Here is an 18,580-nt window from a genome sequence, read left to right as displayed (position 1 = left end):
TTATCATTTCACGCTGTCGCGTTTCATCGAGGAAGCGACCTCGATCAGCTCATCCTTCGTTAACGTGTTCGATGCAACGAAGAACGAGATGCCGTCCTGCTCCCAGCGGATCGATGTATCCGTCAATGCCGCCACCGTAAAGCCGAGATCGACAGGATCCCCCTCTGCTGATACCGGCACCAGCTGATTCTCCGGCGCGGATGCAGGCTCCTGGATGACGACAAACTCCCTGTCGCCGCCGCCGTAAGTCAAGAACAGGCGCGTGTTTTCCCCATCTCTCATGCTCTGCTCGTTCTGAAGCGTCGTATCGTCCCACTCGAGATCCGGGTAGAAGCTGCCTAGTCCTGTTTCATCGCTCTTCTCTTCATTCCCGTCCTCTTCACCGGCTTCCGGCTTCACTCCTGTGTCATCCATCTGAACGGCGAAATCGGATGGCTTCCGTTCCACGCCTAGAGCGATTTTATTGAACGTTATCCGGATCTTCTCTTCCATATTCGCATCCATCACCGACACATGCTTCGGCAGCAATGTTTTCTTATCAATATGGATCTGCTGCGTCGGCAGCACTTTCTTATGGTTGTTGCGTGTCACCGTCTCAAAAATATACGTCTTATCCTTCTCAGTCATTTTCGCGTTCTTGTCGGCTTTGATGTCATCCGACAAGGAACCGATCAAATATCCCATGCTGTTCTGCGTCGGCCAGTCGCTTTGGAATTTATACGTCTTGCCGAGCGAAGGCGTCACAACAAATACGCCGTCCGCATTTCTGATGATCATCTGGGACTCATTCGTCCCGCCTTGCGCCACATTCACTTTGTAGAAATCAGGTTTCGTATGCCAGACGGTCACATCGTACAGCCGCGGCTCCGCGCCTGTCTTGATTTCCATTGTCGCTTGTAGCTCATACCCTTTCGTGTCGTTCCATTTACCACTGAGTTTCTTCATGACATCTTCCTTCGATGGTGTACCACATGCAGCGAGAAGAACCATGACCATAACCAACAATACAGCAGCTATCCGGGTGCGCATTCAGTTCATCCTTTCTCATTTCGATCAGGTAGGTCATCTTATGAGGGTGGACGAACAATTATGCGAGCTTGGCTCCTTCAAATTAATTTTCCATTAGAACCACTTGCGCGGCAGCGACCGTTTCCGTATGCGTAATGGAGACAAACCCGCTTTCTGCCACGCCCTTGAAATAAAGGACCGGTTTTCCGGCCGCATCCGGCAAAACTTCGATATCAAGAAAGGCGCACCCTTCCCCGATTCCTGTTCCGCGTGCCTTGGCGAACGCCTCCTTCGCCGAGAAGCGGCCCGCCAGAAACTCGATCCGCCGTTTTTCCGAGAGCGACGAATAGATGGTAAGCTCCCTTTCCGTCAATATGCGTTCCCGAAAACGCGGCGATCGCATATCCGATTTCCGGATACGGTCGAGTTCCACGATATCAAGCCCGATTCCTGCAATCATACGGCCTCCCCCTTTCTTTTTAACCTATTCGAATTGTATAATGAATCCATAGAGGTGACGAAATGTTTATACGCAGAGAAAGCTTTTCCCAATATATACGGCTCTATCCCGTCGTATCCTTTCTGATTGCGCTGAATATCATCATTCATGTACTGACCGTGCTGCCATTCCTTGGCTACCGCGTCTATAATTTCGGAGTCGGCATCAACTATTTGATTTCTGAAGGGGAATGGTGGAGGCTCATCACACCGATGTTCCTGCACGCGGGGCTCATGCATTTGCTGTTCAATATGTTCTCGCTCTTCATCTTCGGGCCGGAACTCGAACGGGTGGCAGGGAAAGCGCGATTCCTGACCATCTATCTGCTGTCCGGCATCTTCGGCAATATCGCCGGCTTTTTCCTCGCAGGACCTGAGTTCGCCCAAGTCGGAGCGAGCGGCGCGATTTTCGGGATTCTCGGCGCATTCGGGGCACTCGTCCATTATACGAAGCGCGTGCTGCCTGAACTCCGCCAGATCGTTCTGCCGATCATCGTGATCAGCGTCGTCATGACGTTCCTTCAGCCGAACATCAATATCATCGGACATCTTGTCGGGCTCGGCGTCGGATTCCTGATCGGGCTCGGATACTTCCACCCGAAGCGGATTACGAGATGGCGCTAAGGCACTGCTTCTAGCAATGTAGAGTACGTCCTATAGGCAGTAAAGAGCGGAGGAACCTATCAGCGTTCCTCCGCTCTTTTATTCTACGTCAACAAGCGGATCTTCCTTCTCCGCAAGCGGCAGTCTCTTTTTTTCAAACCAATTGAACAGCTCTTCCGCTTCAGCCTCATCCATAAACGGAATCTGTCCGCGGTGCTCGCCTGCGCCGGATTTGGCACTCGCAATGACGGTGCCGACCTTCTTCCGTCTGTTGAAATAGCTCTGCTTCATTTCCATCACTTGGATTCTCCGCTTCAGCATGTAGGCCGTCTGCAGACTGACGACCCGGAAGCGCATCGTCAGCTGATTCGCATGCACTCTGTAGCGGACCGAGCGGTATTGCCACAGTCCGAACGCGATGACGAACGGAAGCACGAGGAATGACAGCAGCCCGAGCGGGAAGAAGAAGATTGAAACGGCTGTCAGGACAGGCACCATCCAGAACAGGTCAATCCGGTAGAAATACCGCTTGCTGCGAGGCGGAATCCTCTTCTCCGGCTCCGTAAAATCGTATTCCTCAAAGATTTGTCCGAGCAGCTCCTGCACTTTTTTCCTCCTGACGAGCGGGAACAGATTGATCTTCGCCCCGTCGCCAATGCCGCCTCCCGCGCTCTGGATACTGACGGACGCGAGTCCAAACGGCCGCCGCAGCGGACTCTCGATCAAGCTGATGCTTTGCACGCGCTTGAGCGGAACCGTCATCCGCTTCTTCTCGAGCAGGCCGCGCGTGATGATGATGTCATCACCGTCGAGCGCTACCGTGAATCCGAAATACGAGAAGAACGTCATGAAAACGGACAGGATCCAGACGATGAACAGCCCGACGAACGCAGCAAGCGCGACAATCAATGCTCCAAATTTGATGAACGCCGAAATCTCGTCGTACATCCACTCATATGGAATGAGATCGGAGAACTGGGAAAGGAACACGGCGGCACCGGACAAAATGACGCCCGCTCCGCCTGACGTCGTCGCCAGGATGAACAGATCCTTTGTCGACAGCCGGAAAATTGATACAGGCTCAGGCTGTGTCTCTTCCACTGCTTCCACTTCGACAGATCCCTCATGTGCGTGATCCGCCTTGCGTCCCCTTTTCGCCTCAGCAATCCGCTGCTCAATCCTTTTAGCAGCCTCCCTCGTGATCGCAGTCAGTTCCCCTTCCGCTTCTTTAGAGGTGGAGTTGCCCGCTGTTTCCACTTTCACTTTCACAAGCCCGAAAGGCCGGTGGAAGATGCCTTCCGTGTAATCCAGACTTTGAATCCTTTCGAACGGGATATAACGCTTCTTGCGGACAAACAGCCCCGACTCGATGCGCAGTTCATCGTCTTCAAACCAATACGTGAAGCGCAGCCATTTGATGATGCCGCTCAGCGACAGGAAGATGACCAGTACACCAAGGATGATGAACGACAGATAATCGAGCCACCATAGCCCCGTATTTCCCTCGCGCCTCGTATTGGCAAACAGCAAAACGACGAGCGGCAATGCGGCTTCCTTCACGGTCTTTATCGTCTCAATGACCGCTGTCACCCAGTGCAATTTATAACGTTCATCAGACATCATCTTCCGCCACCCTTGCCAGCACCGAAATCCGGCTGCGAAGCGCATCCGCCTCTTCCATCTCCAGCGCCGGAATCGAGTGGTTGGTCGCCGCAGTCGAAACCGTGATGACCGACAGCCCGTACTTCTTCAAGATCGGCCCCTGCGACGTATCGACATGCTGCACGCGCACCATCGGAATCAATGTCCGTTTGACAATGAACAAGCCATGCTGCAGCTCGATCTCCGTCTCACGCACCTCATACCGCCAGCGCATCCACCGCACCTTCGGAATCAGATAAATTGAGAAATACCCCTCCGCAATGACGACAGCAGCCGCCACAATATACAGCCAAGAAGCCCATTCCAAGAAATGCACCAGGACGCCAAATCCAATGGCGACCAGCAGCACTATGGCCGTCTGGATCATCCCATACAGCCTCCACACCTTCAGCCCTTTCACCGAAATCCGGTTCGCCGGTTGCGGTCTCATATACCTCCACCTCTTTCCATTCACTCTATGTATAGCATACCTTTCATCCTGTCAAATACAGAACCGCTCTCTTCTATACGATCCTCACCCGCTGAACGTTTCATTTCCAGCCAGAAAATGAATGATTTCTTTACGGACTAGCCGGCGAACAGCCGTTTAGCCGGAATGAACGCCTGTTTGCGAGATTAAACGACCGGTTAGCCAGCATCAACGACCGTTTACGCGATCGAACGCCCGTTTAGCCGGTACGAACGACCGTTTACGAGATTGAACGACCGTTTAGCCAGCATGTACGACCGTTTACGCGATCGAACGACCGTTTAGCCAGCATCAACGATCGTTTACGAGATTAAACGACCGTTTAGCCGGAATGAACGCCTGTTTGCGAGATTGAACGCCCATTTAGCCAGCTTGAACGACCGTTTAGCCAGCATCAACGACTGTTTACGAGATTGAACGACCGTTTAGCCAGCACCAACGACCGTTTACGAGATCGAACGCCTATTTCGCCGACACCAACGCCCATTTACCAGATTGAACGCCTATTTCGCCGGCACCAACGCCCATTTACGAGATTGAACGCCTATTTCGCCGGCACCAGCGCCCATTTACCAGATTGAACGCCTATTTCGCCGACACCAACGCCCGTTCAGCCAATTCCGCCCACACAAAAAGCAGAGGATTTCTCCTCTGCTTCATGGTTGTTCTATAGATTACCGGTCGTTCCGGCCACGGGATGAGGAACGGCCAGAATCACGGCGTCCGCCGCCTTCGCGGCTGCCGCCACGGCGGTTGCTGCCGTAGCCTCGGCCTCCGCCATACGAACGGTTGCCGCCGCTGCGGCTTCCTTTGTATCCGCCGCGGTCACGGGAGCCCGTCTTGCGCATCGGCAATGGCTTCTCTTCTGTGATCTTGACTGGCGTATCATCCGGTTCTTTTGTAAGCGATCTGAGGGCAGCAGCGATAAGATCTACCGCTTCATACTTATCGAGCATTTCGGAAGCGAGCTGTTTGTAATCGCTCAATTCGTTCTTCTCGACAAGCTCTGCCAATTGTTCTACTGCGAACCGCTGCTGTCCGAGCAATGCTTCGTCGGATGTCGGCGGCTGAAGCGGCATCATGCGCTTCTTCGTTGTTTCTTCGACAATGCGCAGGTAGCCCATTTCACGTGGTGTGACGAATGTAACTGCGACACCGCTGCGTCCTGCGCGTCCTGTCCGGCCGATCCGGTGGACATAGCTTTCAGGGTCTTGCGGGATATCGAAGTTGTAGACATGTGTCACGCCGGAAATATCAAGTCCGCGTGCCGCTACGTCTGTTGCGACGAGGACATCGATCTTGTTTTCCTTGAACTGGCGAAGGACGCTCATCCGTTTCGCCTGTGTCAAGTCGCCGTGGATGCCTTCTGCAAGGTATCCGCGGATGCTGAGCGCATGAGCAAGCTCATCAACACGGCGCTTTGTACGGCCGAAGACGATCGCAAGCTCCGGCTGGTGAACGTTCAAGAGACGTGTCAACACGTCGAATTTCTCGCGTTCCTGTGATTTCACGAAGAACTGGTCGATGTTTTCGACTGTCATTTCTTTCGATTTGATCTTGACGACTTCCGGCTCTTTCATGAACGTTTCCGCAATTTTACGGATCGGTCCAGGCATTGTTGCCGAGAAGAGGAGCGTCTGGCGCTCAGACGGCACGTTCTCAAGGATCGTGTTGATGTCTTCGATGAAGCCCATGTTGAGCATTTCATCCGCTTCGTCAAGCACAAGCGTGCGGACGTTGCCGAGCTTGAGCGTCTTGCGGTTGATATGATCGAGAATACGTCCCGGTGTACCGACTACGATTTGCGGATTGTTGCGCAGCGCGCGGATCTGGCGTCCGATTTCCTGGCCGCCGTACACAGTCAAGACGCGTGCACGTTTGCCGAATCCGATCTTGTAGATCTCTTCGGACACTTGGATCGCAAGTTCACGGGTCGGCGCGATGACAAGCGCCTGGACGGATGGATCGTTCATATCGATCTTTTCAATGATCGGAATACCGAATGCAGCCGTCTTACCAGTACCTGTTTGTGCCTGGCCGATGACGTCGCGGCCTTCCATGCCAAATGTGATCGTACCTTCCTGGATTGGTGTTGCTTCTTCGAATCCCATGCGTTGCAATGCCTTCTGTGTGGATTCGCTAATGTTCAAGTCTGAAAATTTTGTCAAACTACTCATTCTCCTTTGTTTCTTCATTTAGCAATTGGTTACATTTGCAAATGAAAGCGCGGCAAATTCGAGCTTAAACGGTTATGGGAACGTTTCCGATGTGTTGGTTTTCTCTGGAGTGGGCGGAAGTCATGCACTTTATTCAATAATCAATAGAGGCAATCCGCTCTCTATGCTCGGTGTTCTGTACCCACCTGGACAAGAGGCATCCGCTCAAATATAAGTACTTCCTGTTTATCAGAGGTAATCGCTTAAAAGGAAAGCCCGGTCTTTGCCGAGCGGCCTGTATGGATGGAGGTTCATCCGTTTTCAGACCGTTTTATTCAAAAAAAAGTACTCTCCGCTCGGGAAGAGTCTCATGTAAATGTATCCATCACTCATTGTAGTGTAACACGCTCCCTCAGCGCCCGCAACGATTCCGCTTAAATTCAGAATACGCATTATTCGCCTTTCATAAACATCAAAACATCCGAAAACCACTTTTTCCGATCATCACTAAAGCAAATGTGATGTTTTCCATTTTCAGAAAAGAGAAGCCGTTTCTCCGCAGAGGCAATCCCTTCATAAATCTGCCTGCCGGCGGAAAAGTGGACAATCTCATCGCGTTTCCCTTGGACGATGATGGCTGGCGTCCTGACCAAGTTCAAATGCGGCAGCACCATCTTATGGAGCCGGATGAATTCGAACGTGGAACGGATGGGCGTGTGGGTCAATTTGTAATTGTACAGATGCCGGAACGTCGTCGTCTTGTAATGGCGCGTCACCGATTCCTTCGCGAGCGACAGAAGATCGCCCAGCAAAATGCGGGGACTGACGTATTTCACTGCGGCGCTCATCAGGACAAGGCGGTCGACTTCATAGCGCATGCAAAGATGCATCGCGATCAGCCCGCCCATCGAGAATCCCGCCACGATGACCCGGTCGACTTCTTTCCGGAGCTTCCGGAAAGCCGTTTCCGCCTCCATCATCCACGCTTCCGCGGAAATCCCCCGGAGATTCGGCGGGAAGCCATGCCCCGGAAGCGTCGGCACAACAATCCGCCAATCCGTCAATCCCCTTACATAGTCAATGAACGGCCTCACTTCGAACGGCCCGCCCGTGAAGCCATGCAGCACGAGCAAGCCGGTTTTCATCTTCCGTCTCCTGAGAGAGCCGTGATGATCCGCTCGAGCTTCATGCCCCTCGATCCCTTCAGAAGGATGATGGAGTCCGCATCGATCGACCGGCGAAGTTCCTCCGCAAGCGGCTCGATGTCCTCCTCTTCCCAGCAGAGCCGGACGGAAGGCGCGGACTGCGCAAGCTTGTCATGCAGCCATTTCATGCGCGGCCCATATAATAGAACCCCTTGCGCATTCACGGAGACTACCGCGTCCGCCAGCGCTTCATGGTACGCCTTCTCGTCATCGCCGAGTTCCAGCATGTCGCCGAGCACAAGCCATTTGTCCGGCCGCAGTTCCGTCTCCCGGATGAACCCAATCGCCGCGCGCATCGATGTCGGCGCCGCATTGTATGCGTCATTGATGAACAAAGCACCGCTCCCGTGCTGCACTGGCTGCATCCGCATATCCGTCAGGCGCACACGTCTCAGTGAATCCGCAATCTGCGCAGACGTCAAGCCAAGCTCATTGGCGATCAGGACGCTGACGAGAGCGTTTTTCACTTGATGCGCGCCGTATACCGGAATCGTGAAATGGCCGTCCACAATCCCCTCCGTCGTGAACAGGCTTCCTTCATCACCGGAAGTAATCGAAGTGATGTGCAAGTCCGCCTGCTGGGACATGCCGAAGGAGACCGTTTCCTTGCTGGTCGAAGCGACAAATGGGACGAGAAGCGGTTCATCGCCGTCGTAGAACAGCTTTCCGCCTTCCGCCATGCCGTCGATGATCTCGAATTTCGCCTTCGCGATCCCTTCACGGGAGCCGAGATCCTGCAGATGCGCTTCCCCGATATTCGTGATGACCGTATAACGCGGTTTCGCGAGGCGGGAGAGGAAAGAGATTTCCCCGAACCCGCTCATCCCCATCTCAAGGACGGCGACTTCGGTGTCCTCCTCAAGCGACAGAAGCGTGATCGGCAGTCCGAGTTCATTATTGAAGTTCCCTTCCGTCTTGCGCACGTTGAAATACGGGCTGAGCGTCCCTGCGATCAAGTCCTTCGTCGATGTCTTGCCGTTCGATCCCGTGACGCCGATCACCGTGCAGGAAAGTTCCTCCCGGTACGCCTCCGCCATGCGCTGCAGCGCTAGTTCGGAATCATAAATGAAGACGAGCGGCACATCCGCAGGAGGATTCGGCTCATCCGCGAGCCAAAGGGACGCGGCGGCCCCTTGCTCAATCGCCTGCAGGACGAATTTATGGCCATTCACCTGCTCCCCGCGGAACGGGATGAACAGATCCCCTTCTTTCGCAGTGCGGGAATCGATTGACACGCCTGTCACCATGACGCCGTCCATCTGCTGCCCGTCAGCGCCAAGCCAGCGGGCAACTTCATTCAACTGTTTCTTCATCATCTATCACGCTCAATCCATCGTATATTGTATTTGTTTCTTCTCTTCATGCCGGTCAATGGCAAGTTCCAGCAGCTTCTCGATCAAGTCGGGATACGTCAGGCCGGTGTTCTGCCACAGCAGCGGGAACATGCTTGTCGGCGTGAAGCCCGGCATCGTGTTCACTTCGTTGATCAGCACTTCATCATCCGCTGTGACAAAGAAATCCGCGCGGATGAGACCCGCGCAGTCGAGCACTTTGAACGCGCGGAGCGCCATATCTTCCATGCGGCTCTTGACGTCATCCGTCACTTGCGCCGGAATGACGAGCTCCGTATTGCCGTCTTTGTACTTCGCCTCGTAATCATAGAAAGAAGCGACCGGTTTGATTTCCCCCGGAACGGAACAAGCGGGACGGTCATTGCCAAGGACGGCGATCTCCACTTCGCGCGCCGTGACGCCCTGCTCTACGATGATCTTGCGGTCGAACCGCAAGGCAAAATCGATTGCTTGGATCAGGCTTTCGCGGTCCTCCGCTTTGCTGATGCCGACGCTCGACCCGAGATTCGCAGGCTTGACGAACATCGGCCAGATGAGCTCGCTCTCCATCTTCGCAAGCAGCCGGTCCCGGTCCTCTTTCCATTCGCTGCGGATGAAGTACACATAAGGCACCTGATGCAAGCCGGCATGCGCAAACAGCTGCTTCATGACGACTTTGTCCATGCCGGCGGACGAGGCGAGCACTCCGTTGCCTGCGTACGGGATGTTCATCACTTCGAACAGGCCTTGCACCGTGCCGTCCTCACCGTTCGTCCCGTGAAGGAGCGGAAGCACGACATCCACGTCCGCGGTGCCGATAAATTCAGCGATGCAGTCCGGCCGGTCGGTATTGCGGCCGATCCGCAACTCTTCAATTGAAGCAACCGGCTCCCGAAGAGCATCGCCGACCCGCCATTCCCCTTTATATGTGATGTACACCGGGATGATTTCATAAGCTTTGAAATCGACAGCATGTGTCACTGCACGAGCCGTGGATAAAGACACCTCATGTTCGGCAGATTTGCCTCCATATACTAAACCTAAACGCTTTTTCATCGAATCCCCCGCTCATTTGTTAAATTTCATTCTTACAGTTTACCACGAATCCAAAAGCCGATGAACTAAAAACAAAGCGTGCTGGAACTTCTGCAAACGGCCGGCCGTCAATAGAGTTACGGCGCGAAGTAGTTTATACTGGAATGAGTGAATTACAGAAAAGGTGAATGCTTTGAAACTTCCAGGAAGGCCCGCTGACCGTTTCGACTGGACACTCGCTTTCATCCTGATGCTGCTGTGCATCATCAGCGTGACGGTCATTTCCTCGGCCCAGACTTCCGGACAATATAATATTAATTTTGCTTTGCTTCAAATCAGATGGTATATCGTTGGTTTGACGATTGTCGGCATGACGATGATCCTCGACCCTGAACAATATAAGAAAATCGCGTGGCCGCTATACGGCATCGGCGTACTCGTGCTGCTGTTCCTCATGCTGGCGCCTGGCGGAGAAGGACAGATCGCGGAAATGCGCAAAGGGGCAAAGCGCTGGCTGACTCTCCCCGTCATCGGGCGCATCCAGCCGACCGAGTTCATCAAGACATTTTTCATACTCGGTCTCGCAAAACTCGTCAGCTCCCATCAGGAGAAGAATCTCGAAAAGACATTGAAAACCGATTTTGTGCTGCTTGGAAAAATGGCGGTCGTCCTTCTCGTGCCGCTCGCTTTCATCATGAAACAGCCGGATCTCGGAACGTCCCTCGTCTTCATCGCCATCACGGCGGCGATCGTCATTGCGGCCGGCGTCTCGTGGAAAATCCTGCTGCCGATCTTTTCCGTCGGCGCGACTCTCGGGACAGGACTGCTCTGGATGGCGCTGTACGCGCAGGACTTCCTCGAGGATCTCGGCTTTTCCCGCTATCAGTTCAAGCGTGTCTATTCCTGGCTTGATCCGTACTCCTACTCGTCGAACGAGGGCTATAACCTCATTAACGCGATGATGGCCATCGGGTCGGGGGAGCTGCGCGGCAAGGGCTACCAGGGCGGCGAAATATACATACCGGAGAACCACACCGATTTCATCTTCAGCGTCATCGGGGAGGAATATGGATTTATCGGCGCCTGCATCGTCATCACGCTGTTCTTCGTCCTTATTTATCATTTGACGAAAGTCGCGATCGGGCTGCGGGATCCGTTCAGTGTGTATGTATGCGTGGGCGTCATCGCGATGATTGCGTTCCATGTGTTCGAAAATATCGGGATGAATATCCAACTGCTCCCGATCACAGGCATTCCCCTGCCGTTCATCAGTTACGGAGGCAGTTCGCTGTTCAGCATGATGCTCGCCATCGGGCTTGTGTTCAGTATCCAGTTCCACCACCGAACGTATATGTTCGACTCCGATGACGACGACTATTGAGCGGCTGGTAAAAATTCAGTCGACCATTTTATACTGAATTCCTGTATAATAAAATCCTTGTCAGATTCCGTGTTTTATAATGAAAACCGGACGGCAAGACGCATTTGATTCCTACGATAAGGTGACTACTACCCATGAAAATAAAAGCAGACGCAAGGCCAGCCGACCGGTTCGACTGGACACTCGCCTTCATCCTGCTGCTGTTCGGCGTGATCAGCCTCATAGCGATCTCTTCCGCCCAGACGACAGGCCAGTATTCGATCAACTTCATCCCGTCGCAAATCCAGTGGTACGTGGTCGGCGCGGTCATCATCGCTGTCACCATGTACCTGGAACCCGAGCAGTATAAGAAAGCCGCTTGGATCATTTACGGGGGCGGCGTCCTGCTCCTCGCCCTATTATATGTACTGCCCGACAGCTGGGAACTCGTGGCACGGCGGAACAACGCAAAAAGCTGGTTCCACCTGCCAGGGATCGGAAGCATCCAGCCTGCCGAATTCATGAAGACATTCTTCATCATCGGACTCGCGCGGATGATTACGCAGCACCACGAGAAATACTTGGACAAGACGCTGCAAACGGACTTCTTGCTGCTCGGCAAGATTCTCGGCGTCCTGCTCCTCCCGTTCGTCTTCATCATGCTGCAGCCGGACCTCGGAACCGGACTCGTGTTCCTTGCGATCACAACCGCGCTGATCATCGTCGCAGGCATCTCGTGGCGCATCATCCTGCCGATCTTCGCAGGCGGCGCAACACTCGGGACCGCCATGCTCTGGATGGCGCTGTACGCACAGGATTTCCTCTTCAAGCTCGGCTTCAAGGAATACCAGTTCATGCGCATCTATACGTGGCTCGACCCTTATTCCTACGCCTCCGACGAAGGACGCCACCTGATTGTTTCATTGAACGCGATCGGCTCCGGCGAAATCTTCGGCAAAGGCTACCAGGGGCGCGAGGTATATGTGCCGGAGAGCCACACCGACTTCATCTTCAGCACCATCTCGGAAGACTGGGGATTCATCGGCGCCAGCCTCGTCATCTGTCTGTACTTCTTCCTGATCTACCATATGACGAAAATCACGCTGGAATTAAAAGATCCGTTCAGCACCTATCTATGCGCGGGCATCATCGCGATGATCACATTCCACGTGATCGAGAACATCGGCATGACGATCCAGCTCCTGCCGATCACCGGCATCCCGCTCCCGTTCATCAGCTACGGCGGAAGCTCCCTCATGGGCAACATGCTCGCGATCGGACTCGTGTTCAGCATGAAATTCCATCACCGCACCTACATGTTCAGCAAACATCATGACGATGACTGAAAACCGGCCGCGCGCCGGTTTTTTGTATGCGGGGGAGAAGATGACTGGCGGAAATTGCTTGCTTTGGCCTGGCTCACGGGTCCCCGGAGAGCTCCGGGGACCCCGGGGACGTCGGGACACATTGCCGCAGGAACATTGCTTACTTTTGAGCAGCCATTGCTTACTTTGACAGGACCGTTGCTCACTTCTTCAGTAGCCTTGCTCACTTCAGAGCTGCCATTGCTCACTTTGACCGGTGCGTTGCTTACTTTTGGCTACCCGTTGCTTATTCCGGTCCGCTCACTCTTGCCGCTGAGCCTATTGCTTCCTTAGGCGGGAACACTGCTTCCTTTAAATAGCCATTGCATCTTTCGGCCGGGGCATTGCTTACTTCGGAGCTGCCGGTGCTTCTTTCCCCGGCAGCATTGCTGACTTCGGAGCTGTCGTTGCTTCTTTCCGCGGCTGCATTGCTTACTTCGGAGCTGCCGTTGCTTCTTTCGGCCGGGGCATTGCTTACTTTAGAGCCGCCGTTGCTTCTTTCCACGGCTGCATTGCTGACTTCGGAGCTGCCGTTGCTTCTTTCGGCCGGGGCATTGCTTACTTTAGAGCCGCCGTTGCTTCTTTCCACGGCTGCATTGCTGACTTCGGAGCTGCCGTTGCTTCTTTCCGCGGCTGCATTGCTGACTTCGCCCCTGAAGAAATCAAAAAAGAGGCAGCCCTCCTCGATCAGGGCTGCCTCTTTGAATTCTTCGTTATTAAGACTGGATGTGCGGGTCATGTGCGGGTGGCGCGAGCGCTTTCAACATTTCCAGACGGGATTTCGTCACGGTTGCGGATACGCCTAGTTTCGCCAGATTAGTGATGATCTTTTTCAAGTCCACTTTCTCTTTAGCCATCTTTCCACCTCGACCTTTCTGTTCATAGTTATAAACGTTTTTGCCGTATGGAAGGTTTCATCGGTTGAATGAAAATTGTTCCATCTTATCTTTACTACCATCATACCACTCCTTGGTGATTTTAAATCTTTCAATTCTGTTACAATTTTATCTTTAATGTAAATCTCTCATACATCAGACCGATAATTAATTTCTTCCATTTGCGCAGGTGCGCCATTTCCTTTGTGTACAAGGTCGTGCCGAGAGTAGAATGGATGTATTGATATTGAGGAAAGCAGGTCTCTTATGAAAAAAGCAATACTTCTTTTAATGTCTGTTCAATTTTTTGTTTATCTCGGATTCGGGCTGATCATCCCGGTCCTTCCCGAAGTGGTCGTGCAGAAAGGGCTTTCGGAAGTGCATGTCGGCGGCCTGCTGACGGTCTACTCGCTCGCTTCGTTCTTCACGGCGCCATTCTGGGGTTCATTATCCGACCGGACGGGGCGCAAGAAGCTGATTCTTGTCGGTCTTGCCGGCTTCAGTCTCAGTTTCTTCCTGTTCGCGTTTTTCATTGACCATTTGGTGCTGCTGTATGTCTCCCGGATTGTCGGGGGGATTTTCTCAGGGGCTCTTTATACGGCAGTGACTGGGTTTGTCGGGGATATGACGACGGAGGAGAACCGGAATAAATATATGGGGCTGCTCGGCATGTCGATCGGTCTCGGGTTCATCTTCGGACCGGCGCTTGGCGGGGTGCTTGGCGACTTCGGCCTACACGTGCCGTTCCTCGCTTCTGGAATCCTGACGCTTCTGCTTCTGATCTATGCAAGTCTGATCCTGAAAGAACCGAAGCGCACCGGCGAAGCGAATAAGCGTGCGCTTCTTCCGAAAGGCGGTTCGATGCTTTGGCGGTACCGGATCCGCAATTTGTTCCTGCTGTCCTTCATGGTGACGCTCATCCTCGCAGGCGTCGAATCGACGTTCCAGCTGTTCCAGATTTCCCGGATCGATATTACACCGAAACAGGTCGGCTACCTCTTCATGGCAAGCGGATTTGTCGATGCGGCGATTCAGGGAGGTGTCGTCCGGAGAGTGAAAGACGGCAAGGAGACTTCCTGGATTCTGGCTGCGCAGTTCATCACCGCAATCGGACTCCTGCTCATTACGTTCACGTCGAATCTGTTCTGGGCAGGACTCGCCCTCAGTGTCTTCACGGCCGGAAATGCGCTCGCCCGGACGATCCTCGTATCGCTGACGTCGAAGGAATCGGGCGGCAAATATGGCACAGCGGCAGGCATGACATATTCGATGGACAATATGGGCCGCATCATCGGGCCGCTTCTGTTCACGTCGCTTTTCACGCAGATCAGCGGCGGGATCTATTACATCTCAGCTGCGCTCGCCCTTATTTCAATCATCTTTATCATCACGTTCAAAACTTCAAGCCAATCATTGCGTACCGCACCTGAAGGCGCCAAGTGAGAGAGACCGCCGGCATCATTGCCGAGCGGTCTTTCTCATTAGACCGGCATGCTCTCCGCCAGTCTATGCAAATGCTCGCGGACGAATCCGGCAATTTTTTCCTTCTTCACATGCGCGATTTCCTGCAATGAAACCCCTCCTGCCAAAAGATCGCCAACGAGGATCCACCCCGCGTAGTAGACTTCACGCTCAAGGCCCGTCGACCCGCTCCCGAAAATGAAACGGCTGACCGTCTCTCCCGAAGAATCCTCAAGGAACGGGAGGATGCCATGGATAATTTCCGCCTTCTTCGCGGATGCCTCGCGCAGCCAGCCGGGCCGGTGTTCCACATACGCTTCGACAGAATGGCCCGGTGCAATTTCAAGGCTCGCCCGCATCGCAACACCTTCCGCCAAAATCGATTCTGCGACGGAACGCTCCCATTCCATGCTGAGACCTGCAGCTGCCCCGTGGATGATATGGGCCATTTCATGCGCAAGGAAAATGTCGGCATCCCCCGCTTCGATAGACAGGCAAAGTGTCAGGCCCCCGTCCGCTGCCGGCGCGACAAACGCATTGCCTTCCAGTGCACCGACATAGTAGAGGACCGTAACCGAGATATCGCCTTCGTAGCCGAGCAGCTGTTTCATCTCACGGACCGATTGGCGGACCGCCTCTTCGTCAGGCGCAAAGCTGCGGATCCGTTCCATTGCGGCTTCATATCCGGTCCAGGCCTCCTCCAGCATCTCGCGCGCCAGTTCACGCCGGTTCTCGACTGGCGGCAGCGCGGCAAAATTATACTCCGCCTCCCATGCCTCAAATACTTTCTCCATATCTTCTTCCGTCCGGGCATTTTCATAAAAGGCTAGAAACTTCGGCACCAGATTCACAATCTTCACTTGATCCACCCTGCCCCACACTCCCTTTCCATTCGATATCCTTATTGTTCTGCAGCCATTTCCGCTTTCACGCTTCCCTTTTTATCGAGCTCAGGATGCGCTTTGCGCACGACAGATGGGCGCGCCATGACCAGCACTGTCAGGATCAGCAGCAGCCCGGAACCGATCAGGATCCACTCCGCCGGCACTGCATCGTACAAAAAGCCGAACAGGACCACTCCAAGCGGCATCAGCGCCATCGACATCGTTTCAAGGATCGCGAACACCCGCCCTTTGAAATCGTCGTCGATCGACTTCTGCATCATCACCATGATCGGCGTGTTGACGATCATCATGTTGACGCCGAACACGAATGTCACGGTCATGTAGAATGCGAAGAACATGTTGTACTGCATCGTCACAAGTAGCGGCAGCGGAATCATCATAAGCAGCAATCCGAAGACTAGAATGCCCCTTTTTGAGACAAGCAGCGGGTACTTAACCTCTTTGCGGATGGAGAAATAGATCGACATGAGCAACATGCCCACCGCAAGAGCCCCTTCCACAATTCCGAAATGCTGCGACGCCATCTTCAGCTTTTCAATGAGAATAAACGAGAAGCCGACTTGGAATGCGCCGAACAGGAAATTGATGACAAGCGATATCCAGATGATCGTCATCAGAACCGGCTGCAGCCGCAAATACGAAAGCCCCGCCTTCATATTTTGCATCATGGACTCTTTCGGTTCGCCCTCCACTTTCTCCTTCCGCTTCGCGAACAATTTGAAATTCATCGTCGACTCTAGAAGAACAGCCAATACGGATGCCGACATGTAGATGATAAGGAAGGTGTTCATCGAAACGGTTCCGTACAGGATTCCACCAACCGCCGGGCTTCCGATCGAGGCGAACGAAATCGACATCTGGTTCAGCGACATCGCCCGCTGGATCCGCGCTTCGTCAATGAGCCCCGTAATCGAGGAACTGAATGTCACCCCGGAAAATGTAGAGGCGATCGACAGTACGACAGTTGTTGTATAGAGCGCAGCGAGCGACAGGCCTTGCGTCAGGCTGAACGCCAGCAATCCGCCGAGCGCAAGCGTTGTGCCTGCCTGCGCCGAGATGACGATCGCCTTTCTCGAATACCGGTCAGCCGCATACCCCGCGAAAGGCGCCACAAGCGTCCGCGGCAAAATGCTGCAGATCAAATTGGTCGCGAAGCTCGTCGCAGAACCTGTCATCTGTAAAATATAGAAACTGACCGCAAACGCATAGACATTCGCCCCAAAAGCCGAAATCAGCTTGCTGATCGTGAACGTCCACATATGGTAGGTCGCCCTCTTAAGATTGCTTGCAGAATCCAAATTTCTCACTCCATTCAGTTTGTTTAATGTAATTAAACAAAGAATAGCATACTCCTCACTTCCCCTGCAAGCGGAAGTTTAATATAATTAAACCAAGAAGGAGGCGAGCCAAGTGAAACAAGTAGGCGAGCGGATCCGGGAATTACGGAAAGAACGCAAACTGACCCTTGAAGCGCTTGCGGGCGATCAGCTTTCCAAAGGGATGCTCAGTTTAATTGAGAATAATAAGGCGAACCCTTCGATGGAGAGCCTTTCCTATTTGGCGAAGCGGCTTGAGGTGGATATTGCAGAGCTGCTGGCGGAGGTAACTCCTGCAGAGCTTCGCCTGGTCCTCGAGGAAGCGGAGAAATTGTATAGCGTGCCCATTGAGATGGAAAACGGTGAAAACGAGCAGCTCATCACTATACTAGAGCCGTATATCACGAAATTGCCCGAGAGATATGAAGGTGCGCGATTGCTCGATCTATATGGACGGGCTCTGTTTCTGGCAGGCCAAGAAGGCTGGGAGGAAGCGATCGATAAGGCGTCCGCCATGTACGAGCGGTTGCACATTGTAACCAAATGGATCACTATCCGTCTTTTCCTTTCATTCACGAAGACGAAAGACCATTCATATGCAGAAGCGCTCCAAATGCTTCTGTCGGACCGCGAGTATCTAAGCCTGCATTATTCATACATCGAACCGATCTCGGAAATCAGCCTCGACTATTATGAGGCGATTTACCGGTTTGCTGTAGGCCAGTACGAGCAGGGAATCCAGGTCATGAACCACGCAATCGAATTTTCGAAAAGCCAGCAGATTTTCTACCGGGTGGACAGCCTGTATCGGCTGGCCGCCATCACTTCACTCATGAACGGCCAACAGGACGAGTATGAAAGTTATGTTGAAAAACTAGAGCTTTACAGCCAGTTTTCAGGTGATGAAGATCCACTCGGCTTCCTGAACTTCATCAAGCTCCATCACTTGACGACATACGAAAAAGATTACGACAAGGCGCAATCGATGATAGCGGAGTATAAAGTATTCATCCAACAGGACGGCTGGCCGAATGCCTATCTGTTTTTGGAAGAAGGAAAGGTATTGTATGGGCTCTGCAAGTATCAGGAGGCCCTGCATGCTTTTGAGATGGTTGAAATCCCTTCCTATCTCAACCATCCACTGGACTTATCACCCTTTTACAGCATGGAAGCCTATATGGCGAAGTGCTGCGCTGCACTTGGCGAATCAGAGCAGGCAGCCCATTATGCAAAAAAAGCGTACGAACAGATGGCTCTTATGCCGGATTCTCCATACAAGGAATTTGTTCTCCGGACGTACGATGAAATCATAGGAAACAATGAGTAAATGAA

General features: G+C 53.2%; 17 protein-coding genes. 5 read left to right on the top strand and 12 right to left on the bottom strand.

Features of this window, described 5'->3' with window-relative positions:
* Window positions 1-3: 3 nt before the first annotated feature.
* On the bottom strand, window positions 4-1,029 hold the full coding sequence (locus ACZ5FK_RS12185) for a LolA family protein (RefSeq protein ID WP_464805168.1): 1,026 nt from the start codon (window positions 1,027-1,029) through the stop codon (window positions 4-6).
* An 82-nt stretch (window positions 1,030-1,111) separates the two neighbouring features.
* The gene (acpS, locus tag ACZ5FK_RS12180) at window positions 1,112-1,468 is read right to left on the bottom strand and encodes a holo-ACP synthase (RefSeq protein WP_464805167.1); all 357 of its coding nucleotides are present in this window, start codon (window positions 1,466-1,468) and stop codon (window positions 1,112-1,114) included.
* 62 nt (window positions 1,469-1,530) lie between these two features.
* Between acpS and ACZ5FK_RS12175 the strand changes: the two genes are divergently transcribed.
* Window positions 1,531-2,130 carry a rhomboid family intramembrane serine protease gene (locus ACZ5FK_RS12175; RefSeq protein WP_464805166.1) on the top strand — a complete coding sequence of 200 codons (600 nt, stop codon included), beginning with the start codon at window positions 1,531-1,533 and terminating at the stop codon, window positions 2,128-2,130.
* A gap of 78 nt (window positions 2,131-2,208) precedes the next feature.
* Here ACZ5FK_RS12175 and ACZ5FK_RS12170 read toward each other — a convergent pair whose 3' ends face one another.
* The 6 genes from ACZ5FK_RS12170 to ACZ5FK_RS12145 form a co-directional block, all read right to left on the bottom strand.
* A complete protein-coding gene (locus ACZ5FK_RS12170) occupies window positions 2,209-3,729 on the bottom strand; it encodes a PH domain-containing protein (RefSeq protein ID WP_464805165.1) in 1,521 nt (506 codons plus the stop codon).
* The gene (locus tag ACZ5FK_RS12165) at window positions 3,722-4,201 is read right to left on the bottom strand and encodes a PH domain-containing protein (protein WP_464805164.1); all 480 of its coding nucleotides are present in this window, start codon (window positions 4,199-4,201) and stop codon (window positions 3,722-3,724) included. Before ACZ5FK_RS12165 ends, ACZ5FK_RS12170 begins: the two co-directional genes overlap by 8 nt.
* 713 nt (window positions 4,202-4,914) lie before the next feature.
* Window positions 4,915-6,408, bottom strand: coding sequence for a DEAD/DEAH box helicase (locus tag ACZ5FK_RS12160; protein ID WP_464805163.1), 1,494 nt, complete (start codon window positions 6,406-6,408; stop codon window positions 4,915-4,917).
* A 440-nt stretch (window positions 6,409-6,848) separates the two neighbouring features.
* Window positions 6,849-7,541 (bottom strand): alpha/beta hydrolase, encoded by a 693-nt coding sequence (locus tag ACZ5FK_RS12155; RefSeq protein WP_464805162.1) that lies wholly within the window; start codon window positions 7,539-7,541, stop codon window positions 6,849-6,851.
* Window positions 7,538-8,914, bottom strand: coding sequence for a UDP-N-acetylmuramoyl-tripeptide--D-alanyl-D-alanine ligase (locus ACZ5FK_RS12150; RefSeq protein WP_464805161.1), 1,377 nt, complete (start codon window positions 8,912-8,914; stop codon window positions 7,538-7,540). Before ACZ5FK_RS12150 ends, ACZ5FK_RS12155 begins: the two co-directional genes overlap by 4 nt.
* A gap of 12 nt (window positions 8,915-8,926) precedes the next feature.
* Window positions 8,927-9,988, bottom strand: coding sequence for a D-alanine--D-alanine ligase (locus tag ACZ5FK_RS12145; protein ID WP_464805160.1), 1,062 nt, complete (start codon window positions 9,986-9,988; stop codon window positions 8,927-8,929).
* 229 nt (window positions 9,989-10,217) lie between these two features.
* On the opposite strand from ACZ5FK_RS12145, the gene ACZ5FK_RS12140 reads away from it, so the two are divergent.
* A complete protein-coding gene (locus ACZ5FK_RS12140) occupies window positions 10,218-11,348 on the top strand; it encodes an FtsW/RodA/SpoVE family cell cycle protein (protein WP_464807427.1) in 1,131 nt (376 codons plus the stop codon).
* A gap of 134 nt (window positions 11,349-11,482) precedes the next feature.
* A complete protein-coding gene (locus ACZ5FK_RS12135; RefSeq protein ID WP_464805159.1) occupies window positions 11,483-12,673 on the top strand; it encodes an FtsW/RodA/SpoVE family cell cycle protein in 1,191 nt (396 codons plus the stop codon).
* Window positions 12,674-12,938: 265 nt separating this feature from the next.
* Here the strand turns inward: ACZ5FK_RS12135 and ACZ5FK_RS12130 are convergent, their stop codons facing one another.
* Together ACZ5FK_RS12130 and ACZ5FK_RS12125 are read right to left on the bottom strand one after the other, a co-directional pair.
* Window positions 12,939-13,430 carry a hypothetical protein gene (locus ACZ5FK_RS12130; protein ID WP_464805158.1) on the bottom strand — a complete coding sequence of 164 codons (492 nt, stop codon included), beginning with the start codon at window positions 13,428-13,430 and terminating at the stop codon, window positions 12,939-12,941.
* Window positions 13,408-13,548: an Lmo0850 family protein gene (locus ACZ5FK_RS12125; RefSeq protein WP_464805157.1), complete on the bottom strand. Its 141-nt coding sequence runs from the start codon at window positions 13,546-13,548 to the stop codon at window positions 13,408-13,410. The genes ACZ5FK_RS12130 and ACZ5FK_RS12125 overlap by 23 nt, the downstream gene beginning before the upstream one ends.
* A 285-nt stretch (window positions 13,549-13,833) precedes the next feature.
* Between ACZ5FK_RS12125 and ACZ5FK_RS12120 the strand changes: the two genes are divergently transcribed.
* Window positions 13,834-15,009: an MFS transporter gene (locus tag ACZ5FK_RS12120; RefSeq protein ID WP_464805156.1), complete on the top strand. Its 1,176-nt coding sequence runs from the start codon at window positions 13,834-13,836 to the stop codon at window positions 15,007-15,009.
* Window positions 15,010-15,047: 38 nt separating this feature from the next.
* Here ACZ5FK_RS12120 and ACZ5FK_RS12115 read toward each other — a convergent pair whose 3' ends face one another.
* Entirely contained in the window at window positions 15,048-15,896 is an 849-nt protein-coding gene (locus ACZ5FK_RS12115) for a DUF2268 domain-containing putative Zn-dependent protease (protein ID WP_464805155.1), read from the bottom strand.
* 32 nt (window positions 15,897-15,928) lie between these two features.
* Window positions 15,929-17,230 carry an MFS transporter gene (locus ACZ5FK_RS12110; protein ID WP_464805154.1) on the bottom strand — a complete coding sequence of 434 codons (1,302 nt, stop codon included), beginning with the start codon at window positions 17,228-17,230 and terminating at the stop codon, window positions 15,929-15,931.
* Between the two features lie 112 nt (window positions 17,231-17,342).
* On the opposite strand from ACZ5FK_RS12110, the gene ACZ5FK_RS12105 reads away from it, so the two are divergent.
* Window positions 17,343-18,575, top strand: a complete 1,233-nt coding sequence (locus tag ACZ5FK_RS12105; protein ID WP_464805153.1) for a helix-turn-helix domain-containing protein — start codon at window positions 17,343-17,345, stop codon at window positions 18,573-18,575.
* Window positions 18,576-18,580 lie beyond the last annotated feature (5 nt).

Source organism: Sporosarcina sp. GTC18466, assembly GCF_055389225.1.
Note: the sequence above shows the minus strand (reverse complement) of the source record. Positions and strands in the feature narration are given on the sequence as shown.

Coding starts and splice junctions, on each gene's coding strand:
- ACZ5FK_RS12185 (WP_464805168.1), bottom strand. CDS start 1,029: ATGCGCACCCGGATAGCTGCTGTATTGTTGGTTATGGTCATGGTTCTT.
- acpS (WP_464805167.1), bottom strand. CDS start 1,468: ATGATTGCAGGAATCGGGCTTGATATCGTGGAACTCGACCGTATCCGG.
- ACZ5FK_RS12175 (WP_464805166.1), top strand. CDS start 1,531: ATGTTTATACGCAGAGAAAGCTTTTCCCAATATATACGGCTCTATCCC.
- ACZ5FK_RS12170 (WP_464805165.1), bottom strand. CDS start 3,729: ATGTCTGATGAACGTTATAAATTGCACTGGGTGACAGCGGTCATTGAG.
- ACZ5FK_RS12165 (WP_464805164.1), bottom strand. CDS start 4,201: ATGAGACCGCAACCGGCGAACCGGATTTCGGTGAAAGGGCTGAAGGTG.
- ACZ5FK_RS12155 (WP_464805162.1), bottom strand. CDS start 7,541: ATGAAAACCGGCTTGCTCGTGCTGCATGGCTTCACGGGCGGGCCGTTC.
- ACZ5FK_RS12150 (WP_464805161.1), bottom strand. CDS start 8,914: ATGAAGAAACAGTTGAATGAAGTTGCCCGCTGGCTTGGCGCTGACGGG.
- ACZ5FK_RS12145 (WP_464805160.1), bottom strand. CDS start 9,988: ATGAAAAAGCGTTTAGGTTTAGTATATGGAGGCAAATCTGCCGAACAT.
- ACZ5FK_RS12140 (WP_464807427.1), top strand. CDS start 10,218: ATGCTGCTGTGCATCATCAGCGTGACGGTCATTTCCTCGGCCCAGACT.
- ACZ5FK_RS12135 (WP_464805159.1), top strand. CDS start 11,483: ATGAAAATAAAAGCAGACGCAAGGCCAGCCGACCGGTTCGACTGGACA.
- ACZ5FK_RS12130 (WP_464805158.1), bottom strand. CDS start 13,430: ATGACCCGCACATCCAGTCTTAATAACGAAGAATTCAAAGAGGCAGCC.
- ACZ5FK_RS12125 (WP_464805157.1), bottom strand. CDS start 13,548: ATGGCTAAAGAGAAAGTGGACTTGAAAAAGATCATCACTAATCTGGCG.
- ACZ5FK_RS12120 (WP_464805156.1), top strand. CDS start 13,834: ATGAAAAAAGCAATACTTCTTTTAATGTCTGTTCAATTTTTTGTTTAT.